The sequence below is a fragment of the Photobacterium carnosum genome (assembly GCF_021236965.1).
Taxonomy (GTDB): domain Bacteria; phylum Pseudomonadota; class Gammaproteobacteria; order Enterobacterales; family Vibrionaceae; genus Photobacterium; species Photobacterium carnosum.
Genome location: NZ_WMDN01000007.1, coordinates 150,938 through 176,063 on the forward strand (window position 1 = coordinate 150,938; position 25,126 = coordinate 176,063).

The 25,126-nt window shown below is 38.1% G+C and carries 25 protein-coding genes and 1 other RNA gene; 9 read left to right on the forward strand and 17 right to left on the reverse strand.

Annotated elements, in window-relative coordinates; all coding sequences use genetic code 11:
- Positions 1-571: 571 nt before the first annotated feature.
- The 4 genes from ahpF to GLP24_RS09200 all read right to left on the reverse strand — a co-directional run bounded on the left by ahpF (position 572) and on the right by GLP24_RS09200 (position 4,230).
- Positions 572-2,152 (reverse strand): alkyl hydroperoxide reductase subunit F, encoded by a 1,581-nt coding sequence (gene ahpF, locus GLP24_RS09185; protein WP_101768219.1) that lies wholly within the window; start codon positions 2,150-2,152, stop codon positions 572-574.
- A gap of 251 nt (positions 2,153-2,403) precedes the next feature.
- Positions 2,404-2,961: an alkyl hydroperoxide reductase subunit C gene (gene ahpC / locus GLP24_RS09190; RefSeq protein ID WP_101768218.1), complete on the reverse strand. Its 558-nt coding sequence runs from the start codon at positions 2,959-2,961 to the stop codon at positions 2,404-2,406.
- A 323-nt stretch (positions 2,962-3,284) separates the two neighbouring features.
- Positions 3,285-3,701 (reverse strand): universal stress protein, encoded by a 417-nt coding sequence (locus tag GLP24_RS09195; protein WP_101768217.1) that lies wholly within the window; start codon positions 3,699-3,701, stop codon positions 3,285-3,287.
- Positions 3,694-4,230: an HPP family protein gene (locus GLP24_RS09200; RefSeq protein ID WP_101768216.1), complete on the reverse strand. Its 537-nt coding sequence runs from the start codon at positions 4,228-4,230 to the stop codon at positions 3,694-3,696. Before GLP24_RS09200 ends, GLP24_RS09195 begins: the two co-directional genes overlap by 8 nt.
- 217 nt (positions 4,231-4,447) lie before the next feature.
- On the opposite strand from GLP24_RS09200, the gene GLP24_RS09205 reads away from it, so the two are divergent.
- From GLP24_RS09205 to GLP24_RS09220, 4 genes are all read left to right on the forward strand, one after another.
- Entirely contained in the window at positions 4,448-4,825 is a 378-nt protein-coding gene (locus tag GLP24_RS09205; protein ID WP_152653744.1) for a hypothetical protein, read from the forward strand.
- Positions 4,826-5,087: 262 nt separating this feature from the next.
- Complete coding sequence (locus GLP24_RS09210) at positions 5,088-5,417, forward strand: helix-turn-helix domain-containing protein (RefSeq protein ID WP_107272913.1); 330 nt, start codon at positions 5,088-5,090, stop codon at positions 5,415-5,417.
- Positions 5,414-6,670, forward strand: a complete 1,257-nt coding sequence (locus GLP24_RS09215) for a type II toxin-antitoxin system HipA family toxin (RefSeq protein WP_232598224.1) — start codon at positions 5,414-5,416, stop codon at positions 6,668-6,670. The genes GLP24_RS09210 and GLP24_RS09215 overlap by 4 nt, the downstream gene beginning before the upstream one ends.
- A 170-nt stretch (positions 6,671-6,840) precedes the next feature.
- Entirely contained in the window at positions 6,841-7,422 is a 582-nt protein-coding gene (locus GLP24_RS09220) for a recombinase family protein (RefSeq protein WP_232615898.1), read from the forward strand.
- Positions 7,423-7,586: 164 nt separating this feature from the next.
- Here GLP24_RS09220 and GLP24_RS09225 read toward each other — a convergent pair whose 3' ends face one another.
- The 5 genes from GLP24_RS09225 to GLP24_RS09245 form a co-directional block, all read right to left on the reverse strand.
- Complete coding sequence (locus GLP24_RS09225) at positions 7,587-8,132, reverse strand: HEPN domain-containing protein (RefSeq protein WP_232615899.1); 546 nt, start codon at positions 8,130-8,132, stop codon at positions 7,587-7,589.
- Positions 8,122-9,285 (reverse strand): DUF262 domain-containing protein, encoded by a 1,164-nt coding sequence (locus GLP24_RS09230; RefSeq protein ID WP_232615900.1) that lies wholly within the window; start codon positions 9,283-9,285, stop codon positions 8,122-8,124. The genes GLP24_RS09225 and GLP24_RS09230 overlap by 11 nt, the downstream gene beginning before the upstream one ends.
- Before the next feature lie 277 nt (positions 9,286-9,562).
- The gene (locus tag GLP24_RS09235; protein WP_232615901.1) at positions 9,563-10,807 is read right to left on the reverse strand and encodes an integrase domain-containing protein; all 1,245 of its coding nucleotides are present in this window, start codon (positions 10,805-10,807) and stop codon (positions 9,563-9,565) included.
- A 296-nt stretch (positions 10,808-11,103) separates the two neighbouring features.
- Entirely contained in the window at positions 11,104-12,342 is a 1,239-nt protein-coding gene (locus GLP24_RS09240; RefSeq protein ID WP_232615902.1) for an integrase domain-containing protein, read from the reverse strand.
- 286 nt (positions 12,343-12,628) lie between these two features.
- Positions 12,629-13,537 carry an HNH endonuclease gene (locus tag GLP24_RS09245; protein WP_232615903.1) on the reverse strand — a complete coding sequence of 303 codons (909 nt, stop codon included), beginning with the start codon at positions 13,535-13,537 and terminating at the stop codon, positions 12,629-12,631.
- Positions 13,538-13,910: 373 nt separating this feature from the next.
- Between GLP24_RS09245 and GLP24_RS09250 the strand changes: the two genes are divergently transcribed.
- Both GLP24_RS09250 and GLP24_RS09255 read left to right on the forward strand, forming a co-directional pair.
- On the forward strand, positions 13,911-14,687 hold the full coding sequence (locus GLP24_RS09250; protein WP_232615904.1) for a recombinase family protein: 777 nt from the start codon (positions 13,911-13,913) through the stop codon (positions 14,685-14,687).
- A gap of 812 nt (positions 14,688-15,499) precedes the next feature.
- Complete coding sequence (locus GLP24_RS09255) at positions 15,500-16,276, forward strand: antA/AntB antirepressor family protein (RefSeq protein ID WP_232615905.1); 777 nt, start codon at positions 15,500-15,502, stop codon at positions 16,274-16,276.
- Positions 16,277-16,449: 173 nt separating this feature from the next.
- Here GLP24_RS09255 and GLP24_RS09260 read toward each other — a convergent pair whose 3' ends face one another.
- The 5 genes from GLP24_RS09260 to smpB all read right to left on the reverse strand — a co-directional run bounded on the left by GLP24_RS09260 (position 16,450) and on the right by smpB (position 19,950).
- A complete protein-coding gene (locus tag GLP24_RS09260) occupies positions 16,450-16,677 on the reverse strand; it encodes a hypothetical protein (RefSeq protein WP_232615906.1) in 228 nt (75 codons plus the stop codon).
- 2 nt (positions 16,678-16,679) lie between these two features.
- Positions 16,680-17,099, reverse strand: a complete 420-nt coding sequence (locus GLP24_RS09265) for a hypothetical protein (protein WP_232615907.1) — start codon at positions 17,097-17,099, stop codon at positions 16,680-16,682.
- 129 nt (positions 17,100-17,228) lie between these two features.
- A complete protein-coding gene (locus tag GLP24_RS09270) occupies positions 17,229-18,845 on the reverse strand; it encodes a DUF6538 domain-containing protein (protein WP_232615908.1) in 1,617 nt (538 codons plus the stop codon).
- A gap of 147 nt (positions 18,846-18,992) precedes the next feature.
- Positions 18,993-19,362: a transfer-messenger RNA gene (gene ssrA, locus GLP24_RS09275) on the reverse strand.
- Positions 19,363-19,473: 111 nt separating this feature from the next.
- Positions 19,474-19,950 carry an SsrA-binding protein SmpB gene (gene smpB, locus GLP24_RS09280; protein WP_101768207.1) on the reverse strand — a complete coding sequence of 159 codons (477 nt, stop codon included), beginning with the start codon at positions 19,948-19,950 and terminating at the stop codon, positions 19,474-19,476.
- Positions 19,951-20,155: 205 nt separating this feature from the next.
- Here smpB and GLP24_RS09285 point away from each other — a divergent pair, with 205 nt between their 5' ends.
- Together GLP24_RS09285 and GLP24_RS09290 are read left to right on the forward strand one after the other, a co-directional pair.
- Entirely contained in the window at positions 20,156-20,590 is a 435-nt protein-coding gene (locus GLP24_RS09285; protein ID WP_152653748.1) for an SRPBCC family protein, read from the forward strand.
- Entirely contained in the window at positions 20,580-20,888 is a 309-nt protein-coding gene (locus tag GLP24_RS09290) for an RnfH family protein (RefSeq protein WP_152653749.1), read from the forward strand. Before GLP24_RS09285 ends, GLP24_RS09290 begins: the two co-directional genes overlap by 11 nt.
- Before the next feature lie 86 nt (positions 20,889-20,974).
- Here GLP24_RS09290 and bamE read toward each other — a convergent pair whose 3' ends face one another.
- The 3 genes from bamE to nadK form a co-directional block, all read right to left on the reverse strand.
- A complete protein-coding gene (gene bamE / locus GLP24_RS09295) occupies positions 20,975-21,331 on the reverse strand; it encodes an outer membrane protein assembly factor BamE (RefSeq protein WP_036795911.1) in 357 nt (118 codons plus the stop codon).
- A 170-nt stretch (positions 21,332-21,501) separates the two neighbouring features.
- Positions 21,502-23,169, reverse strand: a complete 1,668-nt coding sequence (gene recN / locus GLP24_RS09300) for a DNA repair protein RecN (protein WP_232615909.1) — start codon at positions 23,167-23,169, stop codon at positions 21,502-21,504.
- Positions 23,170-23,350: 181 nt separating this feature from the next.
- Positions 23,351-24,232 (reverse strand): NAD(+) kinase, encoded by an 882-nt coding sequence (gene nadK, locus GLP24_RS09305; protein ID WP_101768204.1) that lies wholly within the window; start codon positions 24,230-24,232, stop codon positions 23,351-23,353.
- A gap of 194 nt (positions 24,233-24,426) precedes the next feature.
- Here nadK and grpE point away from each other — a divergent pair, with 194 nt between their 5' ends.
- Positions 24,427-25,041, forward strand: coding sequence for a nucleotide exchange factor GrpE (gene grpE / locus GLP24_RS09310; RefSeq protein ID WP_101768323.1), 615 nt, complete (start codon positions 24,427-24,429; stop codon positions 25,039-25,041).
- The last annotated feature ends 85 nt before the right edge of the window (positions 25,042-25,126 follow it).

Below are 25,126 nucleotides of genomic sequence, written 5' to 3' on the forward strand. Positions count from 1 at the left end.
AGGAAAGATGGGTAAAAAGTGGAACAAAATACGCAGAAAGAAATAAGTTTTGATTGTGAAACGGGTGATTTTTATGTCTGGGTTCTTTTCGAATACAGACCGTAAAAGGGAGATGTAAAAATAACAAAAAGTTATAACAACATGATTTTAAATAATTTAAAAGTAAACTCTAGAGTGTTAAATAAGATGGGATCATTTGTTTTTTTATTTTTGTAAAACGCACCTTATTTTGTAAAATTAACATTTTTAATGATGATTGACTCAATAATGAAATTAAATAGTTTTTATTGGTATTAATTTTATTATTGATTAATTGAAGAATAATACGGGCTTGAAGTATGGTTATTACTGTTATTTATGCTAAATACGCATTTAATGCTTAAGTTTAAATATACATATGATGGTGGTTTTGATTGTTTCATTATTAGAGATCAGTTGATTCGACGTTAGATAAAGTATTTATAGCTAAAAGGGTGATTATTCAGTGTGTTATTTTTTTAATATTAAAAAGGCCAGTTCTGATTGAGAACAGGCCTTTTGTTTATTTGATTAATTTATAGTACGGATATAATTATTTTTCAGTTGGTGCTGGTGTACGAATTAAGTAATCAAATGCGCCTAAACTTGCTTTTGCACCTTCACCCATAGCTATGATGATTTGCTTGAAAGGAACGGTGGTTACATCGCCAGCAGCAAAGATGCCGTTAACGTTAGTATTACCGTGAGTACCAATTTCAATTTCACCGCGTGGTGTTAATGCAACGGCTGATTCTTTTAGCCATTCAGTATTTGGCACTAAGCCAATTTGAACAAAGATACCTGCAAGTTCGATGTGTTTGATTTCATCAGTATTACGATCTTTGTAGCTAATACCTGTAACGCGCGTGCCATCACCTACAACTTCAGTGGTCTGAGCCATTGTAATAATGTCGATGTTAGGCAAGCTTTCTGCTTTATTGATCAACACTTGGTCGGCACGTAATGTGTCAGCAAACTCAAGCACAGTAACGTGTTCAACAATACCGGCTAGGTCAATGGCAGCTTCAATACCAGAGTTACCGCCACCGATAACCGCAGTACGTTTGCCTTTAAATAATGGACCATCACAGTGAGGACAGTAAGCTACACCTTTATTACGGTATTCTTGCTCACCAGGGACGTTCATTTCACGCCAGCGAGCACCGGTACTGATGATCACACTGCGAGATTTTAGAATTGCGCCACTTTCTAAGTAAATATGAGCATAGCCATCATCAGTATTAGCCGCTTCAATAATGTTACTTACACGTTGTTCATTTATGATATCAACGTTGTATTGTTTTACGTGCTCTTCTAGGCTTGCTGCTAAACGAGGACCTGTTGTTTCTTGAACTGAAATAAAGTTTTCGATAGACATAGTATCCATCACCTGACCACCGAAGCGCTCAGCGACAACACCAGTGCGAATACCTTTACGTGCTGCATAAATGGCAGCAGAAGCACCAGCAGGACCACCACCAACCACTAATACATCAAAGGGGGCTTTATCATTTAAGCTAACGGCTGCTTTCTTTGCTGCGCCAGTGTCTAACTTGTTTAAAATTTCAGTTAGCGACATACGACCTTGACCAAATACTTCACCGTTTACATAAACAGTCGGTACCGCCATGATATTACGTTCAGTTACTTCTGCTTGGAAAGCTGCACCATCAATCATGCTTGCTTTAATGCGTGGGTTAATCGCCGCCATCATATTGAAAGCTTGAACGACGTCAGGACAGTTTTGGCAAGATAATGAAATGAAAGTCTCAACCACGATGTCTTGATCTAATGCGGCGATTTGGTCGATAACTGGTTGTTCTAGTTTCATTGGGTGACCACCGCTGTGCAGTAGTGCTAATACCAATGATGTAAATTCATGTCCCATTGGCAGACCAGCAAAGCTCATTGAAGTCTGTTTGGTTGGGTTAATCACTTGCATTACGGGCTTACGTACGCTGGCGTTATTATCTTCTATAACACTGACTTTATCGTTGAGTTCTGCAATCTCGTAAGCCAATTCATGTAATTTTTGTGCAGTGTCACTATCATCTAAACTTAATACCAGTTGTACATCAGTTTTTAAGTTTTCTAAATACGCTTTTAGTTGCTGCTTCATGTTTTGTTCTAACATAATTTTGCCTTTTTAATTTGTTCACGGCTTAACAGCAGATAATGAATGCGGGTCTACTGTAATACGACATATTGCCTATATAAAAAGGCGTAAATATGTTTGAAGGTCTTCTAATTAATAAGGCACCAAACATGAGGAGATGTTTGATGCCTTATTACTTTTAAATAAGTGAATTATTTAAAAGTAAGATGAATAATATTTATTTCGGATTCGGCGTCAAAAACGAATATTGTCATCTAAGGTCAATAAGATTAGATCTTACCAACTAGGTCTAGAGAAGGAGTCAGTGTTGCTTCGCCTTCTTTCCATTTTGCAGGACAAACTTCACCTGGGTGTGATGCAACATATTGTGCTGCTTTCACTTTACGCATTAGGTCTTCAGCTTCACGGCCAATACCTTCTGCAGTGATTTCCATTGCTTGGATAACACCTTGTGGATCCATTAGGAAAGTAGCGCGGTTTGCAAGACCTTGACCTTCACGCATAACGTTGAAGTTATTAGTGATGTTACCAGCTTGGTCGCCTACCATGAAGTAGTTGATTTTGCCGATAGTGTCAGAGCTGTCGTGCCATGCTTTGTGAGTGAAGTGAGTATCAGTTGATACTGAGAATACTTCAACACCACGAGATTGTAGCTCTGCGTAATGGTCTGCTAAGTCGCCAAGTTCAGTAGGACATACGAAAGTAAAGTCAGCAGGGTAGAAGAAGAATACTGACCACTTACCTAAAACATCTTTTTCAGTGATGTCTACGAATTTGCCTTCTTTGTATGCTGTAGCGCTAAATGGCTTGATTTCAGTGTTGATCATAATATGGAATCCTTTTGAATATAATTTTAATTCTTTATGCTGTAGTGCAAATCAAATCTCTGGAACCATTATTGTCAAAACAGGGATCTTAAGGAAATCGTTACAGCCGATACATTCGATAGCTAAAACCTATTATTGCTGAGCATCTGTTCTGGATTGATACTGACAGCACATAATGGGTGGTCAGCTATGAATGATTTAGCTATGAAGGGAATAGCAAAGAGGATAGCTTGCTGAGTAACTCGGATAATCTAGGTAATAAAAAAGCCCTACTTTATTTGACTATAAAATAGAGCCTTTCTAAAAATGTAACACGCTTACCATTAAGACAAACTTAAAAAATCATGGTGAGTTGCTAATTTTATTAGAAGCGCATTTTTCGATAAAAAACTAAAATAATGGTGAGAATTTGCCATCACCACGAGATCAACCGATAAATTTGTCGCTAATCGTTCAATCGCCATCCCAACAGGTCCATTAACAATACAAACATGATCTCTATTTATGGTCGTGTCAGTAATTAACGCCTGTATTTTACTTTCTAGCTCGGCTTTTTCTGTATTAACAATATCATCCCCAACGGTATTTCCTAAATACGCATCATCAGAAAATAGTTGTTCATCAAGATTCGTTGCATAACCTACAAAGAGTTCTGCATTGAGTTGATCAGCTAAAGCAATCGCTTTGAGAAGATAGGGCTTAGAATCGATATCTAGCGCATACAATACTTTTTTATACATCTTTGCCTTCTTTCGGTTTATTAACCCATGCATATTCTAAACGAGAGACTAATGCATGGTACAACAGTGCAATAAGAACAATGAAGCAGCTACCTGCAAAAATGGGATAAAACGCGAACAGAATACTGGTATGTGCACCTAACATGATCAACAACGGGTTTCCGCCTGCTGGTGGATGGGTAACATTGAGCATGATCATCATAAAAATCCCCACCCCAACCGCCAAGCCTAAAGACCAAAACGTTACAGGTAAAAGATTGGCAAAGATAATGCCTATGATCGCTGTCGTCAGGTGACCGAATACGACATTTTTAGGGTGGGCTAAAGGGCTTTGTGGCAAACCAAAGACCAACACCATTGTGGCTCCAAAAGGCGCGACTAATAGATAGTCACCCTTGGCGACCCCATCTACAAAGGCAAGAATACCAATACATAATGCAGATCCTGCTGCGGCAACTAACGCAATCATCCATAGTTTATGAGCTGGGTGGGTGATCTTATAATGGATCCCCTTTTGCATATTATCCATTCGTAATACTTACTTATTAGTTCAATTTATTAATAGTATATGTCAATTATAATTAAACGTGATGGTTATTAATGCCTCATAAGTATTATCTAAGAATGCGGTGATGATGCTTATTTGTTTATCAGCAAGAGTTTTTATCTTCAATACCTATTGAGATAGTATTTTGTGAGAAAATCCTCATAATCGTGTTATACAAAACTTAAAGAAGAAATGACTCATGACTAGCTTTCAATATTACTTCCATAAACTGCCTTGTTATAAATGCAAAAAAAACACAGTAAATGCTGATCTTGGTTGGTTAACACCAGCAATGAAAGAAGAGGTTATCGCACAAGTAATAGCGATGATCGCACAAGATAATGTTGAGCCAGAATTGTTGGTGAACGTGACTTGTACTAAAGATGAAGCGCGTGATTACTTATTATTAAACTTTTACGGTTACTCAGAAGAAGCACTAGCAAATCAAGTAAAAGCAGAAGATGAGCAAGAAGTAGCGGAAGAAATCGCAGAGCTACTAGCAGACGGTAGCGAGACTGCTGTTTTTGAACATGAAATCGTATTACAAAGTTGTACTGATTGCGGCATTGATGAGTAATCACTCAATGTAATCATTAACCACCATGTGCGTCATTCGTAACATGATGGTTTATTTAATGCGCTAGCAACGTAAGTTTGCTGGCGCTTTTTTTATTTTAATAGTTAAACCTTCGATTTTAATTCGCCCAATCCTCTTAGTAATACAACTTAAATATTGTATTTGATGCTTGTTACAACTTTAAAGTTGTTAGAATGGTGATTTACAACTAATCTGTTGTATGTGGCGGTTGGTACAATTTTTAAGTTGTTTGAGGTGTGTCGTGAAGAATGTAGATGAAATTGCAGCGCTGCTTATACAGCAACGTAAAAAACTGGGTATCGAACAAAAAGATATGTATATGCTAATTGGCATGAAGCAACAACAATATCAACGTATTGAAGCGGGGAGTGACGTAAAACTATCGACATTACTTAGAGTTCTCGAAGGGCTCGATTTAGAGCTTTCCATTGTCCCTAATACAAGAAAAGCGACTCATTCCTCGATCGACAATGTATCTGATAATCAAAATGAACATAAAAAAAGTAAAAGTGAGCTAGAAGATGACTCTGATGATCTTGGGTTTTGGTTTAACTCAGGAGATGATGCATGATTAAGCCGATCGAAAAAGTAGAAGGCTTAAACCTTCAGTTGCACGGTATCGATGTCGCTATCATTGTGCATTATGCTGGCGGTAAAAATATACTGACCTTCAATCCTGAATTTGTCGCAATGCCAATTAATAAACGGTTTGTTTTTACCTTGAGACAATTGCTCGATCCTGTTTATTTAAGTAAGCCTCAGATTCGAACCAATAAGATACCACCTGTATTATCTAATTTATTACCAGAAGGCGCTTTAAGAGAGTTGACGGCTAAAGTACTTCAATGCCACGTAGATAATGAATTCTCAATTCTTGCTTACTTAGGTTCTAACTTGCCTGGTGCACTAATCGCTAAGCCGATAAAAGCGGGTAGTGTACCTGATTGGGCATTAGAGCAGCGATTATCGACTGAGCCTCAGCAAATCAATGTTAAACATGCTGATACTAAATTTTCTTTAGCTGGTGTACAGATAAAATTTTCATCATCACTTTTGGATGGAAGATATCATATAGATCAAGAAATATCTGAGGATATGTGGATCATTAAAACACCATCGACTGTACATAAAGGTGTGCCTGTTAATGAGTATACCTGTATGAAACTTGCTGAAACAGCAGGGGCAGATATACCTGAAGTACGACTAATCGAACTTAAAGATCTTGAAGGTTTGCCTAATATTAGATTACCAGATGAGCGATATGCCTATGGTATTAAGCGATTTGATCGTTGTGAGAAAGGGCGTATTCATACCGAAGATTTCGCTCAAGTTTTCGGGCTTTATCCATCAGACAAATATCAACGTGTTAACTACGATATTCTGGGCAATGTTCTTTATTCATCAAGCTCTGAACGATTGAAAGATATTCAGCAGATGGCAAGAAGATTATTAATAAACATCTTGCTTGGTAATGGTGATGCACATCTTAAGAATTGGACACTAATTTATAATGATGGTTATTCACCGCGTTTATCGCCACTTTACGATGTTGTGTTCACTCCTCCGTATATAGTGCATGACAACCTTGCTCTGAATATGACAGGAACTAAACAATGGTTTGATATCACCATGAAACACTTTGAAGAATGGGCCGAGAAAGTTGGAGCACCGTGGGTAGCGATTAAGCCACATTTAATCGATGTGGTAAGTAAAGCGAGGGATAAGTGGCCTGAACAATTGCAAAAACTTCCTATGGATGAAGAACAGAAAGCTGCATTACAACAACATTGGCAACAGTTAAGCATCGATTTTAAGATCATATAAATAAAATCAGCATATTTGCCTAATTTAACTGGTATCAAAAAACATCCGTTTATTGATACCAGTTTTTTATTACTTAAACTGGTATCAATAATATAGGGTATAACATTTATGATACTTATTTTAAATGATACTATAATTTATGACACCAATTCAGATGGAATTAAACATAGATGCGTATTTTTGCTTATTGTCGAGTATCAACAACAGAACAGACAACACAAAACCAAATTATTGCTATTCGTCAAAAAGGTTATGAAGTCTCTGATTCTCGTATTGTAAGTGAAACGGTTTCAGGCTCAATTGAAGCAATGAAGCGAGAGCAATTTAAAATGCTTATTAATCACCAAATGGAAACGGGTGATATGTTAGTCGTTTTAAAATTAGACCGTTTAGGGCGTGACAATATTGATGTACAAAATACGATTAATGTATTAACCCAAAAAGGGGTTAAGGTCGTTTGCTTAGATTTACCCGTTGCCGATTTATCCAGTGCTGAAGGAAAGCTAATGCTACAAATGTTTGCAGCCTTTGCTGAGTTTGAACGGAATCGCATAAGAGAACGAACCAAAGAAGGGATTGAACGGGCAAAAGTTCAGGGTAAGAAGTTGGGTAGACCAAAAGCTCGTAATACGACCATCGCAGTACAAGAAAAAAAAGCTGGTGGATTATCACAAAGTAATGTGGCTAAAGAATTAGGGATTAGTATTGCAACAGTAAAAAGGCATTGGAACAACTCGAATCCTAATTGTTAGACTATCGTATTTCCATCCCGAAAGACGTTAAAATCAAAACTCATACATATTCTATTAATATCCCTTTTTTAAATAAAAATCATTTACTTTATGATGTTAATTATTGTAAATAACTGTGATATTTCGTAATTGAAAGCCCGTATAAAACGGGCTATATTTAAGTTTTATCGAGTTGCCCTAAACTCTTGACTCAAAGGTATCAGCAAATCGACAAATTTAATTGCATTTTCGAATTTAGCAAAAATATCTTCCGCAGTGAATATTAACTGAAACGTCGCATAGTTTCCGTGTACTAACTTATTTCTTGTAGAACCTAGAATCATAAAGTCACGAATACTTTCATTAAGAGCTGCATCTTCACTTAACTTTGTTTTCATAAATTCTTTAAATTCAGAACCAAACAACGAAAAGAACTGATTAGCATTGTCTTGATCCCAGTTAAAAAGTGTATGGTACTGCCGCTTTAGAGCCTTGGTTTTCATGAATCCATAGTTTATTAAGCACATATTCGGGTTCAAAATATCAAGCATAATTTGAATAATCTTATTTTCAAAGTAACTTGCAGTAGATAACAACATTACCTTGGAATATTGAGCTTTATAATCATTGGCAATACTGACTTGGTTATTGTTCATCAGAAATGCATAGTTATCGCTGTAATCATTGAAGAGCGCAGCAATAGCTGTATGTCCTGAATCATTACTGGGCATTGATAAATTCCTGTAGTAAATCTCTCGCACGGTCAGTTCTGTTTACCACGCTCTCTTTGCGGGTTGTTTTATCAGTACTCGCCTCGATAAACTTTTGGTCAGCTTTTAAAATAGCCAAATATTCAGAGGTTATCGGTGGTACCGCTACTATTCTTTGCTCGACAGATGAGCGACATGCAGCATAAAAGACAGACTCGAATAGAGTTATACTCAATCGATTAGCACCAGTTCTAAAGTCTTCTACTTTCAGGCCATCACATGCAAGCATGAAACTATTCCAAAGTTCTTTAAAGAAGTCAGTATCTTCTTGAGTAAACGATTTCGTTGCGTTGGAAAATGAATTAAGAAAACCAGATATTGTAGTTTTGTATTTTTCACGACAATGAACCATTGCTAGCGTGCGAAGTATAGCTTCAACATCATTAAGTCTCATATCTACTATGTTTTTCCCCAAAATCACGTTACGCCAAACGTCATTTTCGTTTAGTTTAATCAAGCTGACATTAAAATTAGAATGATACAAACTCATTCTAATTTCTTGCGGTGTAAGGTTCATACCACCACTATTCAGGCGATTAAATATCTCGAACATAGCACCATCTTCTTCATCATCTTTTGTAACTGGCTTAATGATCATATTTCTGATTGTTGCAAGGTTGAGAGCCATTTGGTTGTCACCTAACGTTTTATAATTTTTGCCATTAAAACGATTATCTTGACCATCAACTAAGCCATCTAACCTTAAGTTAAACCTTTGGAAATAAGTATCATCCTGCATAATTTCATCAGGAATATGGCCTTGTTTATCAAAAATGGTTCTTAATTCTGAACGCTTCTCTTTTTTAGGAAAGCGACCGTTAACAAAGTAATATAAAGTCATCAAACGCTGTTGGCCATCGATAACCAAAAACTCATTTTTACCGCTTTCATATAAGAATATTTGAGGGATTGGTAAACCAATTAAAAGAGATTCAATTAGTTTTGATGCTCTTTTTATGTCCCATACATAGTGTCTTTGAAACGCTGGTATCTTAAAAACTTTCGAGCTTATAAAAGAAATGATTGTCGATATGTTGAAATCATTTGGTGTGGTTGTTAGTTGAAATTCATTTATCGGATACGATTCACTTTCTTGATCTGTTATATCATTCATACTGATACTCTATATGATGGTTTAATTTTGTTTTTAATATAATACGTTGAATTTTAATATAGAAAAAGCCGAACATCTTATGGTATTCGACTTTATTTCAGTGTTGTAAGCAAAAGCACATTGTAGTAGATGAGTGAAATGTAGCTAATTAGAATACTTTCCGTAACAGAGGCTATCTGAAACTTTTCAGACTCATGAAATTCGTAATAAGGTTTTGTCCAAAACGTGTTTTGATATAGTTAAGTAGTCACCAGTATTACTGGCGACTTCAAGTGAATTAAATTGCTGTTGCCTGTAATGCTAGAGTACTTGTAACAGAGAGGCTACCTTGTGCAGCATTTTCTATATGCTCACTCCACCAGCCCATCATAGGAATGCGTCTTTCTAAGTAATCGGTACGGTTATAGGTACTACGTACTTGGTTACTGTCTACATGCGCTAATGCAGCTTCGACTAAATCAGCTTCAAAGGCTTGTTCATTGAGTGTAGTGCTTGCGAGTGAACGTAGACCATGGCTTACTAATCTTCCTTCAAATCCCATTCGCTTTAATGCCATATTTACTGTTTGGCTATTACACGACTTTAATGGGTCTCTATCTGATGGAAACACAAATTCTCGATGCCCACTAATTGGTTTCATGATTTCTAATAGGGCAATGGCTTGTTCAGTTAATGGAATACGATGCTCACGACGTTTTTTCATTCTTGCTGGTGGAATCGTCCAGACTTTTGCATCTAAATCTATTTCGTCCCAGCGAGCGCCTGCTGCCTCTGATGGACGAGTCATAGTATGTAATTGCCATTCTATTAAACAACGAGTGATGCGTTTTATACTGGCGTTGGCAATGGCATTAATGAGTTCGGGTAATTCACTCGGTTGTAGGGAAGCCATGTTTTCTTTTTTGGGCTTTTTGAATGCAGCTTTAATGCCCGTTAGTGGGTTCGCAGTAACTAAACCACAGTTGGTTGCAAAATCCATTATTTCATTTAAACGCTGTGCTAATCGTTTTACAGTTTCAAGGCTACCTCTGGCTTCGATAGGCTTTAGTAACTTAATAACCATTGGGGCGGTAATTGCTTTAACAGGTGTATTTGCCAAGTTAGGAAAGATATGTAGCTCAAGTGAACGCCATATGTCGGTAGCATGATTAGCAGTGATGTCATCTTGTTTGATAGCAAACCAGTCTTGAGACACATTAAACAAAGTATGCTGGTGGGTAGCTTGTTGTTCTTGTTGCTGCTGTTTCTTATTCTCTTGTGGGTCGATGCCTTGAGCGATAAGTGCTTTCGCACCTAAAGCGATTTTGCGCGCATTAGCAAGTGACACCTCAGGGTATTTACCTAATCCAAAGTTAGTGCGTTTGCGTATTGTTGGATGAGTGTAATTAAGCAGCCATAGCTTTGAACCATTAGGCTTTATTCTTACACGTAATCCGTCACCATCAGAGAGCATATATTCTTTCTCTTTTGGCTTTGCTGCTTTGATTTCTTTATCGCTTAGTCGAGTTGTTATTTTAGCCATAATAGGTACACCATTTTGTTTGATTGATTTTATGGTGTACCCGTAAAAAGGCAGTGTCAATATGTGGTGTTATTCATTAACTTAATGTTTTTTAATGTTTTTATTTTTAACTTAGGAAGTGGTTGGATGTGGTTGGACGTTGTTGGATTATATTATTAGTGTATTTCGGGAGTTGAACTGTCGTCTATTTATTTTTGACTAATGTTACTGTTTGGTTGTTTTGTGAGCATTTGTGAGGGGCTATGGGATAATTGATGAAAGAATTGTTTAGCCTCGTGTGAGACTAAACAATCGTATTAAATCACTTTTAACTGTTTAGTACCTGTAATAGATAGACTGCCCAATGCGGCTGCTTCTATATGTCCACTCCACCAAACCATCATTGGAATACGTCTTTCCAAATAATCTGTGCGGTTATAAGCACTGCGTACTTGGTTATCATCAACGTGCGCTAATGCTGCTTCGACCAAATCAGCCTCAAAACCTTGTTCGTTAAGTGTCGTACTTGCAAGTGAGCGCAAACCATGACTAACCAACCTTCCTGCAAATCCCATTCTCTTTAATGCCATGTTTGCCGTTTGGCTATTACATGGCTTTTTCGGATCTCTGTCTGCTGGGAAAACAAATTCCCGATGTTGACTAATGGGCTTCATTATTTCCAATAGGGTGATAGCTTGTTCTGTTAGTGGAATACGGTGTTCACGACGTTTTTTCATGCGAGCTGGTGGAATAGTCCATATTTTAGTCTCTAGGTTTATTTCATCCCAGCGAGTTCCTGCCGCTTCAGATGGTCGTGTCATAGTATGTAATTGCCATTCAATTAAGCAGCGTGTAGTTCGTTTGATACTGGCATAAGCAATCGCATTAATGAGTTCAGGTAATTCATTAGATTTTAATGATGCCATGTTTTCTTTTTTAGGCTTTTTGAAAGCAGCTTTAATACCTGTTAATGGGTTCGCAGTAACTAAACCACAGTTGGTCGCAAAATCCATAATCTCATTTAAACGCTGCGCTAATCGTTTCACCGTTTCGAGACTACCTTTTGCTTCAATCGGTTTGAGTTGTTCAATGATCAAAGGCGCAGTGATGTCTTTAATTGGTGTATTTGATAGGTTGGGGAAGATGTGTAGCTCAAGTGAACGCCATATATCAACAGCATAGTCAGGCGTAATGTCACCTTGCTTAATTTCAAACCATTCTTTAGCGATATTAAGCAAAGTGTGTTGATGAATGATTTTGTGTTCTTGTTGTTTTCGTTTCTTATCTTCTTGAGGGTCGATATTTTGGGCGAGGAGTTCACGCGCTTCTTGAGATAGCTTACGGGCGATAGCGAGTGAGAGATCGGGGTATTTACCTAGACTTAGGTTTGCCCGCTTTTTGCTATTGGGGCGGTAGTAGTTCAACAGCCAATGTTTTGCACCATTTGGTTTGACTCGAAGCCTAAGACCTCCACCGTCAAATAGATTGTATTCTTTGTCTGCTGCTTTTGCTGATTTGATTTCTTTATCGGTAAGCCGAGTAGTTACTTTTGCCATAATGGGTACACCAAATAAACATCGTTATAGCAGTGTACCCATTGGTGTACCTATAAATCAAAGATGCTACTGGACGTCTTAGAATCTTACAGATACAAAAAAGCCCTCTAAACCAATGGTTTAGGAGGCTTTTAGGACATCCTAGGATGTCTTCGTATACGAATTTGGTGGAGCTGGCGGGATGAGTACAGTACACAGATGATACGTATTTAACTGTATGTTAAATATGAACTAATGATAAGGTGTTGTACAGTGTCAATTTTAAAATGTACCTCAGTTCAGTTCCTCATCTGGATGCTGGTTCAGTTCCCTTATTTATCGTACTTTTTAATACATCTAATGAGATAGTTGGTTTTTTCTTATGGATCATTCTGTGGCAATTAGCGCATAAAACACAGACGTCTTTCAGTGTTGATACGAAAGTTTCATCTCTCTCTGAAAGCGGATTTAAGTGATGGCATTCAATGTACTCTTTACCTATATCGCCATATACAGATTGGAAGTTGAATCCACATGCTTGACAGGTATAGCCATAATGTTTCTTTGCTGAGATGGCTAATTTAGGATTTCGTTTAAAGTAGGAATATTCACGAGTTTTACGTTCACCTTCTTCATATTCATTATTTTGTTCGTTTTCTTCTTCTTCAATATCTTTTAATGATGGTCTTTCAATACCATGTCTCAACATATCAACATAGGCATTCACACCGCCAAAGTCAGTCAGACGAGATTCTATTACTCTAGAAACTTGACCGCTAGGTCTGTAATTTTGCTTATATCCTAAGTCAGTTTTTAGTTGGAACCAAGTTAGCTTTATATCTTCAGTTTTAAAAAAGAAAACATATGGGAAGTGAGTATTTCCCCATAAAAAATCTGATAGCTCTAATAATGGTTCTCTCCAAAACCCTTGAACATGACATAATGCAGGAATCTCACCATCTCCACCTGTTGTTTTAATTAAAAGTATTACATCATTAATTGCTAATTTATTAATCACAGAACTAGCTCCTAGTGGAACTCCCCATGCATTACAAAAGCCATTAGGAAATTTAGTAATTAATGTTTCATATACTTCTTGTTTTAAATTATCGGGTACATGTTCAGTGATTTTTTGTATTGATATATTACTATTTATAGTTTTTGGAAAGTCAGTCGTTGATCCTTTTAGACCAACATCATGAATATATAATTGCATAGAAATCTCTGATATAGATATAAATCAAGTGGTTATATACAATTAGTTTAATATTTACTTGTTGTTTTATAAAGAAATATATTCTTATTTATTAAATGTGCATTTTTGACTGTTCTAAGGACGATGTTGTAATTTAGAGCAAAAATTTCTGAGTAGATATATCTATAGGTATTAGCTGAGAATACCCCCGTCCAAGAAATTAAGACCGTACCCATCAATTAATCATGACAATATAATCATTACTGATTGTTATCTATCATAAGGGTATGGTCTATTGATATGTGATAGATACACTATCATTTAATATTGACAAGACTTATATGATGGGTTTATCGTAAGGATACTTTAATGATAGATGCCTGAGATAATAACAATGACTAAATACTTTAATGCTCGTGATATTAAGAAAGACCACGTAACTACTATAGATTTGAGTAATGGCTTAATCGTAGAGATAACAAAGACTGATAAGATTGAAGCAACTCGTACTGATACTGGTATAACTATTTATCATGGTGCTGTTGAGATGCGTAAAGAGTTAGCACTGTGGGAAGCAGAGTCTATCACTGAGGTGGTTAGTGGGAAGCGGTTCATTTATGCTCGTGTGTCTACTACCGACCAGAACGTAGAGCAGCAAGTACAGAAGTTACAGAGTGAACTAAGTTGGGAAGATGCTATCGTTTACGCTGAGAAGATCTCTGGCAAGACATTAGACCGTGAACAACTGAATGCCCTACGTTCTACAGTAAAGCCCTCAGATTCAATTCTAGTGCTGTCTGTTAGCCGTCTAGGTCGTAACACGAGAGAGGTATTAGACTTCATTGCTGAGATGACAGACAAGGCTGTTAAGGTCTATGTACAAGACTTAGGGATGATGGACGTAACAAGCTCAATGGGTAAGTTAGTTCTAACCACACTGGCTGCTGTGGCTGAGATGCAACGTGAAGAAATACTAGACAAACAGCGTACTGGTATTGAACGTGCAAAGGCTGAGGGTAAGTACAAAGGTAAGCAGCAATCAGATAAGACTATCAAGGCATGTAAGGCTGCTGTAGCTGATATTGATAAAGGTCTAAGCAAAGAGAAAGCAGCTAAGGCTAATGGTATTGGTGTTGCTACATTGTACCGTTTCATTAAGCAGCAAGGTTAATTGTGTCTGTATCACTCCCTGTTTAATAATTAATTGTTGTCTGCAATACGTAAGTGGTTCAAATGACTCCTGTATGGCTAACTACAATGTTTTATGTGTAACCGTAATACAATTTTAGCCTATAACTTATCACAGAGCCGTACAGGGCGTGGTGAAGTGATGGTAAGAATGGATGATTCTATTTCCTTGCACTAGGGAAGGAGAGAATTAACTCAATCTCTAAGTATTCTTAAAGTATATCTCTAAGACACTAACCAATTAGGTTGTCCTATGGATGAAGAAAATAAAAGGTAATGCTAAGACTTTTCTTGTTAACGAGTACATAACTCATCATCGATGATAGACCACTACAACTGAGTAAATTAGGAACTATGACGTAATTGTATATTGTTAGTAATTAGCACTAGCTATATATGCTGGGATAAATAATAAGTTAATTAAATTAATTTGCATAAGAAACTTTCGCAGACTTATTAAGTATATTTAAGGATTAAAAGATCATATACCCATGCACTTAACATACCTACCCACACTGACTATATTTTATGTATATCCTGATAATAAAAGTGTCTTCCTCACACATTGTTTAGCAACCTAATCGAGTCTTAAAAATTCCACTCAATAATAAACTTGCACTAGGGATTCAAAAATATATACCCACCAATGGATGACCACTCACAAGGTCATTCACATCTAACCAATCAAATCTAACTAATGCGTTATTAAGTACGCACTTTGCCTTAGCTATATTTCCATAGCATTAGTACTGGCAAGGGTGTGACTTAGTGCGTACCTAATAAATGGAAATCAAAATGAACACATTAACAGTTATCAATCCTCAATACATTACCGCGAACAATATCTCACAAAAGCTACTAATCGAACTTGGTCTTGGCTCTCTGTGGACAACACTGAGAAAGTACCGCACCAAATTACCTTGTTTATCCGAACATGGACTTATGGAGCAAAATCCGGTTGTAAATGCCCGAACACTTCATACACAATTAAAGATAAAGAAAACCTTTAGCCAATGGTTAAAGCCTAAATTAGAATATCTAAGCCAATCAGATTACTGCATCACAACCATTCCAGAGGTTAATACCTTTGAAGATAAAAACCTTGGTGGACGACCTAGCATTGATTACCTACTAACAGTTGATGCAGCTAAATCTATTGCCATGCAGACACGAACACAAGAAGGTCAATCAGTCCGTGATTACTTCATTAATATGGAAAAGCTAGTCGGCTATTTAATGGTTTGGAACTCGAAACGAAAACCTCAATTTGACTATGAGAGGTTCGTGAAAAAGAAAGCTACTGAAGCAGCTAAAGCCGACCTGTCAGCTATGAGTTTTATAGATAAAATGCAGAAATATATACGTGAAATGCAGCGTTTGGTTAACCAAATAGCCTTTGGTAATGGGATTACAAGCGTAGAGCGCAATCTCTTAAATTCTGAAGGACAAGATAAACTAAATAATGCCATGACGGCATTTATGATGATGGCTGAGCAAGGGCTGACACTGAAGGTAATCGCTAATATATTTAAAATTAAAGATTACAAGACAGCAATGAATAAAAAGGCATAGAAATAAGTTTACTAGTTCTTATTACAATAGATTACTAGAGTGGATGGGCATATAAATAAAAGAGTTGAATAATTGTCATTTCATTACTTCTGCTGGTGGACTTTTTGATGATATCAATAGTTAGAGTTAAATCGATGCGGACAAACATTAGTCCGCTATAGATTCATCTATTACTAGATTGATTTTAATTGTTGGATAGCATTTTTAACCAGCAATGAATCAAGTTTTGGATAACGAACAGTATGAATCACATCTCGTTCTAATTCTTTAAACGTTTCAAGAGACATTTCGCAGATACGCTCTTCATCGGCACTTACTAACCAAGTTTTACCTGAAGAATCTTTTTCTAAAGAAAATGCAGTACCGTCTGTTGCGTATATCCATCCTGCTATTTGCGTCATGACTAAGATGTTCTCCGTTTTGCTTCTTCTGCTGCCTGTTCACTTGTCCAATAACAACGATATTTATAGAAGCTATGTGTTGGGGTTTGAATAATTGACCATGAAAGATCAATGTTTTTATCATCTGAAGTTAATTGTAACTTACTACCAAGAATATAAGAACAAGCTTTATTTAATCGATTATCAAATAGCGATGTAATTTTTAAGAGGTCAGCTTTAACAAGGTTAGCAATAGAACGTTGAACTGTTTTCGTAGAGAGACCAGATAACAATGCAACTTTTGAATGGCTACATGCAATATTTGGGAGAAAGGTACTCATAGTAACAAGAACTGTTTTTTCTGTTGCAGTAATACCAAGCTCATCTGCTGATGTTCTTAAGAGTGCAGTTGTAATTTCAAATTGAGTAGAGGTCTTACGCATTGTTATTAGATCGCAAATTAGGGTATAGACATACAGTCTACACCCTATGGGCTTTCAGTCCCTAACCTCTAGTCAGTATGTCCAGTTAACAAACAATAAATTAAACAAAAATAAGAACATGATTTTGCTTTAGAAACTTTGAAGATATGGCAGGCTATTTATATAATCAGATAGCTTCTTAATGGTATATCCAGATCCATATGCGGCACTTACACTATCATCTGTCCATCCACCTAACTGCTTGTAAGCGGCTTCTGGTAGATCAGCCATTAACGCATAGTCTTTAAAATTATGGCGTAAGCTGTGAAATGAAACCTTGTCTGCTTTTAGGTCACGGCACTTAGTAAAGTAGGCATATCGTTTACTGTATACATCTGAACGGTAGCCTGTTGTCTTCGATACTTGAACATTAAATAAGGTAGCTGTCGTACAGTGCGTAACAAATTCAATGAATCCTAGTTCCAGTAAACGGTTAGGGATAGGGATTTGACGGATTGAAGATAGTGTTTTAACAGCCTTACCATCATTCTTATTTATATCAATAAACCAGACACTATCTGATGACTGTTTAATATCATTTGGTGTTAGCTGTACGATCTCATTCATTCGTAGACCACATAATCCTAAGCGTACAGTCCAATAGTGCTCTGTGTTCTCTGTTTGCTGTAGCAGCTTATCCAATAACTCTGGTGAATAGGGTAGGCGCATATCTTTATTCGCTACAGTCTTCTGTACTCGGATCTTCTCGGCAGGATTAACTGTTAACCATGATTCTTGAATACAAAATTGGAATAGTGAGTTTAAAGCTTCTAGTCGTTGGTTAATGGACGTAACAGATAGTAATGGTAAGTGGATGAGTTTATTTGCTTGGACTAATTCAAAGACCTCACATAACGATAGATTACGAGTTTCAGGTTTCTTTTTGATATTGGTCGGTAGTTTAGACAGCAGCGTTCTTAATTCACGGATATGGGAGCGAGTAATAAGATTTAGCATGCAATCTTTACTTACTAATGCTTGTAATGACTCAAATGCAGATAAGTAACGTTGTTCAAGCTTGAGGCTCATTGGTTTTTCAGCGTGTTTATTCTTGAGGAATTGATTACAAGCGTCTTCAAGCGTTGGGAGTTCTTTGGGAAGATCATAAGGATGTACTGCTGCAAGATCAGGATATAGTTGTAAAAGTTCCTGTTGCACTTGCAGAGACAATGGATGGGTGTGTTTTGCAATTAATTGGAATAGCTTAATTTTCTGGTTAAGCGGTAAGCCAGTAACTAATGACTGCTGTTCTGACGACATAGTATTTAGAACATTTGACCATATTAAGTCTTGTTCAAATGACTTTACATTAACTTTATCTTTGTATTTATCAACGGTAGAGGCAGTTAAGTATTGTTCTTCATCTAATCCAATAAGGAAAGAATCAATAACATTATCTGGTTGGTCTTCAATAGACTGTGCAGCATCTTTAACTAGAGACAACCAACTATTCGCTGTCATCAACGCTAAACGAGAAATCTTTGCTGGTGGTACTGATGTATGTTGAGATACAGATGATTCGTATTGAGTAAACTCATAAGCCAAACGTGCAGAATGAATAGACGCTAGACGTTTTGCTTCAATAGCATTGTTGGTCTGTAGCGAGAACTTGATGTGGGTTTTATTATTGTAGTATTGCTTGATTAAATCAGGCACACGACGTTGGTAGTAATAGACACCGCTTTTACCACGACGATATAGATGCATGTTATTTTTCTCTGTTGTATATCATCTATGTACCACAGTTCGTCTCCTTTTCTAGCTATTCACGTTACGTCTAAAAACAAGAAAGCCCGCTAAGTCATTGACTCAACGGGCTTCCCAAGTACCCGAAGGTACGTTCGTATACGAATTTGGTGGAGCTGGCGGGATTTGAACCCGCGTCCAAAATCAGTCTAACAGATGGCGCTACATGCTTAGTCAATCTTTATTCTCGTATCGTCACTGCGAATTGACACGCTATGCAAATACATACCAGAATTCTATTTCGCGGTTCATCTCTCTAGTCAAAGAATCCCTCGCTATCTCGTTTGGGTTTGAACCCCTGTTAATCCCCGTCTTACAAGCGGAAGCTAGGGCAGGAGCGCTCTCAGCAGGGTATTAAGCTGCTAGTGCGAAGTTTTCGTCGTTTGCGACTATTTTTTTGCGGTTGTTTAACGAGGCAAACCGCACCTCGACATGCTCCACAAGCCTTCGTGATCCTGTCGAATCCTGAATCAGCCCCAGATGCGATTGATGTTAGCAGAATATTTAACAAGGTCAATAACTATATTATAATTTATTGACCAAGTGATTGATTACTATTCAAATGCTAACATCATGTTGCATAGGTAGCTTAACGGTTACTACCTTTCATGATGCGGGCTTTATCACGTTGCCAATCTTTGGCTTTGCTGTCAGCGCGTTTATCATGCAGTTTCTTACCACGTGCAGTACCGATCTTCACTTTTACGAAAGAAGTGCTCCAGTACATCACCAATGCCACGATAGTATCGCCTTCGCGGTTCACTGAATCTTCTATTTTTCTCAGTTCACGACGGTTAAGCAATAGCTTACGTACACGAGTTGGATCAGCGACAACGTGGGTTGATGCTGCATTTAATGGTGCAATGGTTAAGCCTGAAATAAAGGCTTCACCGTTACGTAAGAAAACATAGCTTTCAGTCATGTTTACTTTACCGTCACGGATGGCTTTTACTTCCCAACCTTGTAGTACCATTCCGGCTTCGTATTCGTCGCCGATGGAAAATTCAAAACGAGCGCTTTTATTTTTGGCAATAGTATTGCTACTTTGCTTTGGTTTTTTAGCCATGTTGACCTCGTAGAGTCATTGTTGCAGTCCCAGAACAAAATCTAATATCAGTGATTTTTCTGGTCGAATAAGCTATGGACGTTACCATAATACCGCTTGATGGTAACTGTTATTTTGGTCGATAGCCCAGTAATGGTATCATTGACTAAACGCAACGAATAGATTTTATCTTCAGGGTGAGGATGTGTTCGATGAAGGAGAAACTATGCCACAAATTAGCCGTTCGGCACTGGTGCCTTTTAGCGCACAACAAATGTTTAACTTGGTGAATGATGTTGAATCTTACCCGATGTTTTTACCCGGCTGTGCAGGCAGTAAAATCATTGAGAGTTCAGCCAGCCATATGATGGCCTCGGTTGATGTTGCTAAGGCGGGTATACGCAAAACATTTGTGACGCATAATAAATTGGTTGATTTTAACCAGATTCAAATGCAGTTGGTGGATGGTCCTTTTCGAAAATTAGTTGGTGGATGGACATTTACTGAACTTGATGCGACAGCGTGTAAAATTGAATTAAACTTAGAGTTTGAATTTACCAGTGGGCTGATTGATATTGCCTTTGGTAAAATTTTTCGTGATCTGACCGGTAATATGGTGCAGGCGTTCACACAGCGAGCAAGAGAAGTGTATGCATTCTGATCAACCCTTAATTCATGTTGAGGTTGTTTTTGCACTGCCCAACGTACAGCGGGTGTTAAAGCTGGCGGTTGTTGCTGAAACGCCTATTCAAGCGATCATCGAGCAATCAGGGATATTAACTATGTATCCTGAGATTGATTTGAATATCAATAAAATTGGTATCTACAGCCGTAATGTGAAATTAGATGCGACCGCGCGTGATGGCGATCGAATTGAAATTTATCGTCCGTTAGTGGCTGACCCGCGTGAGATCCGCCGTAAGCGCGCAGAACAAGCGAAAAAAGACGCAGAAAAGTAATATTTATTTTCTTGCAGACAACAAAAAGCTCGCCATTAGCGAGCTTTTTTTATTACTTTGAAAACAACCATTTTCTATGAATAGAATTAATTCATAGGATCCATGAAGTTAGGACCTTGTTTGTAATCACCTTTCATACTAACAAGCTGTGCCTGTTGGTTGAAGGTTAAGAACAAGTTCTTTTGAACTGGCTTATCATGACCATTTTGTTCGTAGAAAATGTAGTTCCATGTATTGGGGTAACTTGGATCAACTAACATAGGTGTACCCAGTACATATTGAACTTGTGTTTTCGTCATGCCAACACGCAAGGTATTAACACTTTTTTGTTCTACATAGTTACCTTGGTCAATATCAATACGATAAACCAAACGTTCAGCGACCGAACAGCCGCTAAGTAAGCCCAACACTAAGGTTAGGGCTGCAATGTTTTTCCAACTCATAGCATCCTGGCTTTTTAGCTTTAACTGCTGCGATGATAAACAAGGTCTTGGCAGAAGTAAAAAGCGGTAAAGAAAAAAAGTAATATATTCTGATATTCGACTACTGCTGATGGCAATAGTTGCATCAATGTTTTAGTTTATTTCATATTCGCGCAAGATGCGAAATTAAATCAAGCCGTAACCAGCAGTTCTTTTGCATTTGCGAGAGTGCGCTCAGTAATCTCACTGCCACCTAATAGGCGTGCTAGCTCTGCAATACGATCATCAGTACTTAATGGGCGCATTTGGGTTTCTGTCTGACCATCAGTGGTTTTTTTTGCAACAAACATTTGTTGATGACCACAACCTGCGACTTGCGGTAAGTGAGTCACACACATAACTTGGGTTGATTTGCCGAGCTTTCGTAGCATTTTGCCGACAATAGCCGCTGTTGGGCCACTGATGCCGACATCGACTTCATCGAAAATCAAACTTGGGGTTTCAACTTTTTGAGCAGTGATCACTTGAATCGCGAGTGAGATACGGGAAAGCTCACCACCCGATGCCACTTTGCCTAATGGCTGTAACGGTTGGCCTGGGTTCGTTGATACTAAGAAATTAATGCTGTCGTAGCCTAGCGGGCTTAACATGCGATCAGGATCGCTTGTCAGTGCTATTTCAAATTCACCGTGCTCCATACTTAACATATGCATACTTTCGGTGATTTTTTGATCTAACTCTTTAGCGTAACGCTGGCGGCTTTTGCTTAATTTTTCAGCGGCTTCAATACATTGCTGACGTAAACATTCAACATTAGCTGCCATGTCTTCTAAACGTTCATCGCTGCAATCAAGGTTTTCAAGTTCTTTCAGTAAGTCATGGTGCTTTTGGTAAAGCTCTGCTGGCATTACATAGTGCTTGCGTGCCATCGATATGATTTTAGTTAAGCGCTCTTCAAGGTAAATTAACCGATGAGGGTCCATATCTAAGTTATCAAGGTAGCTACGTAATTCTTGGCTAGCTTCTTGAACTTGAATAATTGCTTCTTCAAGCATTTGTGGAATCGCACTTAAACTGCTGTCATATTCACCAAGGTTGTTTACCTCTTGGCAAGCGAGTTGTAATAGTTGCAGTGCATTGCCATCGTCATTGTCATACAGAACCGACAGTGCTGTTTGGCTTGAAATCGCGAGCTCACCTGAATTTGACAGGCGCTTATGCTCTTCTTCAATTTCACTAAACTCTTCTTCGCCTAAGGCTAATTCATCGAGTTCTTTGACTTGGTATTGCAGTAATTGTTTTTGCGCTTCGTTCTCATCACGGCTTTGGGTTAACCGCTTTAGCTCGTTATGCGCTTGACGCCAACGTTGATAGGCGCTGCGAGTACGATTGATTAATAAATGATGACCTGCATATTGATCAAGCATTTGTTGTTGATATTCAGGGCGCATTAATTGTTGGTGAGCATGTTGACCATGAATATTGATCAGCAGTTGCCCTAACGCTTTTTGTTGTGATGCGGGAACAGGGCTGCCGTTAATAAAGCCACGTGAACGGCCTTCTTTGGTGATCACTCGGCGCAAAATACACTCTTCACCATCACTGAGTTCGTTATCTTCGAGCCAACGTCGAGCTGCTTGGTTGTTTGCCAATAAAAATGACGCTGAAATTTCAGCTTTATCTTCATTCGGCCTTACCATTGAAGCTTCAGCACGATCACCAAGACACAAACCTAATGCATCAATTGCAATAGATTTACCTGCACCAGTTTCACCTGTAATGGTGGTCATGCCTGGTTTTAGTTCAAATTGAAGAGTTTTGACAATAGCAAAATTAGAGATCGTCATATGCGCGAGCATTGTGTTCACCTGTTTAAATCAACACCTGTTTTTTCATACAGTATATACTGTATCCACAACCAGTAAAGTGCTGAGGTGATAATTATTTAGATGAAATGTGACTTAGGTTAACTTTTTGTGCAGCTATAAAAAAACCAGCCACTAAAATGTGCTGGTCTAAGGGAAGAGGGGCGTTGTGGTCTTAAAATAATCGGCTCGACCAACCTAATTTTCTACGTAGTACATTGTAGTAACTGTAATTTTTAGGGTGGATTAATTGCAGACGATCTTCACTTTGATAAATATGAACTTCATCGCCAGGGCTTACGGGAAGCGAGACTTGGCCATCACAGCTAACTTCTAAGGTGCTGCCATTATTGGGCGACACGAGTAGCTTGATGCAACGATCACCGTCTACGACTAATGGCCGTGATGATAAAGTATGGGGAAACATTGGCACCAGTGTGATGGCATTTAAACTGGTTGATAAAATTGGGCCGCCACCAGAAAGTGAATAGGCTGTTGAGCCTGTTGGTGTCGCAATAATTAAGCCATCAGAACGCTGTGAGAACGCAAAGCAATCGTCAATATAGACTTCGAATTCGATCATGTGGGCAATTTTATCAGGGTGTAGCACAGCTTCGTTTAAGGCTGAATTACGACTTTTAATTTGACCATGACGGTGCACTTCGGCTTCAAGTAAGAATCGATCTTCTTTAATAAATTCGCCAGCAAGTACGAGCGCGAGTTGTTGCTCAAAATCTTCAGGATCAAGATCAGTCAAGAACCCCAAGTTACCGCGATTAACGCCAATCACTGAAATATCAAACCGTGATAATACGCGAGCAGCACCTAGCATGTTGCCATCACCACCTACAACAACTGCTAAATTTGCTTTATCGCCAATGGTGAGTAAATCACAAAAGCAATGCTCAGGTACGTCAATATCGTTGGCTAATCGATGATCGACTAACACGTTATAACCTTGTGCGGTTAACCATTCATAAAGGCTAGTATGCGTTTGCAATGCCTCAGGATTACGTGGTTTGCCAATTAACGCGATAGTGTCAAAAATACGCTTCATGTCCCTGTTCCGACAAATGATGGTAGGTCAGTATAGCCTTAGAAAAAACAACTTGTCGTGGTTTGTTGTCAATATTGGCTTGAATCATTGAAGTTCATCCCCATAATATGCTCAAGACTATTTAAAAAGTGGCGCTTATCCAATAAGGCTACTAAGTGAATAAAACCCCTTTTATCTTGGCGGAGAACCAACGCATGACTAACAAAAAACACAATGTACAGGATGAGCAGCTAAACGATGCAGTCGAAGCTGTTGAAGTCGAAGCTGTCGAGGGTGAGTTTGTTGAATCTGAGCAAGAGTTATACGTAGCTCGTATTGCAGAACTAGAAGCTGCTTTATTAGCAAAAGATGCTGAAGTGAACGAAGTGAAAGATATGGCTTTACGTATTCGTGCTGAAAGCGATAACGTTCGTCGTCGTTCTGAGCAAGAAATGGACAAAGCACGTAAATACGCATTAAACAAATTTGCTGAAGAACTATTGCCAGTTATTGATAACCTTGAGCGCGCTATTGATATGGCCGACAAGAATAACGAAGCAACTAAAGCAATGATGGAAGGTGTTGAACTAACATTGATGACAATGACATCAACTGTTGGCAAATTTGGTTTAAAAGTGATTGATCCACAAGGTGAAGCATTTAATCCTGAATTCCATCAAGCAATGGCTATGCAAGAAAGTGCTGATTTTGCACCCAATTCAGTGATGGCTGTAATGCAAAAAGGTTACGAGCTAAATGGCCGTGTGATCCGTCCAGCAATGGTAATGGTATCAAAAGCCGCTGCAGGTAATGTGAATACTCAAGCGTAATTTGTGATAAGGGAATCAAGGTTTACTTGATAATGTCGCAAAATAAGGCCCACTTCGGTGGGTTTTTTTATTTTTTTGCATTTTT

Coding starts and splice junctions, on each gene's coding strand:
- ahpF (WP_101768219.1), bottom strand. CDS start 2,152: ATGTTAGAACAAAACATGAAGCAGCAACTAAAAGCGTATTTAGAAAAC.
- ahpC (WP_101768218.1), bottom strand. CDS start 2,961: ATGATCAACACTGAAATCAAGCCATTTAGCGCTACAGCATACAAAGAA.
- GLP24_RS09195 (WP_101768217.1), bottom strand. CDS start 3,701: ATGTATAAAAAAGTATTGTATGCGCTAGATATCGATTCTAAGCCCTAT.
- GLP24_RS09200 (WP_101768216.1), bottom strand. CDS start 4,230: ATGGATAATATGCAAAAGGGGATCCATTATAAGATCACCCACCCAGCT.
- GLP24_RS09205 (WP_152653744.1), top strand. CDS start 4,448: ATGACTAGCTTTCAATATTACTTCCATAAACTGCCTTGTTATAAATGC.
- GLP24_RS09215 (WP_232598224.1), top strand. CDS start 5,414: ATGATTAAGCCGATCGAAAAAGTAGAAGGCTTAAACCTTCAGTTGCAC.
- GLP24_RS09220 (WP_232615898.1), top strand. CDS start 6,841: ATGCGTATTTTTGCTTATTGTCGAGTATCAACAACAGAACAGACAACA.
- GLP24_RS09225 (WP_232615899.1), bottom strand. CDS start 8,132: ATGCCCAGTAATGATTCAGGACATACAGCTATTGCTGCGCTCTTCAAT.
- GLP24_RS09230 (WP_232615900.1), bottom strand. CDS start 9,285: ATGAATGATATAACAGATCAAGAAAGTGAATCGTATCCGATAAATGAA.
- GLP24_RS09235 (WP_232615901.1), bottom strand. CDS start 10,807: ATGGCTAAAATAACAACTCGACTAAGCGATAAAGAAATCAAAGCAGCA.
- GLP24_RS09240 (WP_232615902.1), bottom strand. CDS start 12,342: ATGGCAAAAGTAACTACTCGGCTTACCGATAAAGAAATCAAATCAGCA.
- GLP24_RS09245 (WP_232615903.1), bottom strand. CDS start 13,537: ATGCAATTATATATTCATGATGTTGGTCTAAAAGGATCAACGACTGAC.
- GLP24_RS09250 (WP_232615904.1), top strand. CDS start 13,911: ATGACTAAATACTTTAATGCTCGTGATATTAAGAAAGACCACGTAACT.
- GLP24_RS09255 (WP_232615905.1), top strand. CDS start 15,500: ATGAACACATTAACAGTTATCAATCCTCAATACATTACCGCGAACAAT.
- GLP24_RS09260 (WP_232615906.1), bottom strand. CDS start 16,677: ATGACGCAAATAGCAGGATGGATATACGCAACAGACGGTACTGCATTT.
- GLP24_RS09265 (WP_232615907.1), bottom strand. CDS start 17,099: ATGCGTAAGACCTCTACTCAATTTGAAATTACAACTGCACTCTTAAGA.
- GLP24_RS09270 (WP_232615908.1), bottom strand. CDS start 18,845: ATGCATCTATATCGTCGTGGTAAAAGCGGTGTCTATTACTACCAACGT.
- smpB (WP_101768207.1), bottom strand. CDS start 19,950: ATGGCTAAAAAACCAAAGCAAAGTAGCAATACTATTGCCAAAAATAAA.
- GLP24_RS09285 (WP_152653748.1), top strand. CDS start 20,156: ATGCCACAAATTAGCCGTTCGGCACTGGTGCCTTTTAGCGCACAACAA.
- GLP24_RS09290 (WP_152653749.1), top strand. CDS start 20,580: ATGCATTCTGATCAACCCTTAATTCATGTTGAGGTTGTTTTTGCACTG.
- bamE (WP_036795911.1), bottom strand. CDS start 21,331: ATGAGTTGGAAAAACATTGCAGCCCTAACCTTAGTGTTGGGCTTACTT.
- recN (WP_232615909.1), bottom strand. CDS start 23,169: ATGCTCGCGCATATGACGATCTCTAATTTTGCTATTGTCAAAACTCTT.
- nadK (WP_101768204.1), bottom strand. CDS start 24,232: ATGAAGCGTATTTTTGACACTATCGCGTTAATTGGCAAACCACGTAAT.
- grpE (WP_101768323.1), top strand. CDS start 24,427: ATGACTAACAAAAAACACAATGTACAGGATGAGCAGCTAAACGATGCA.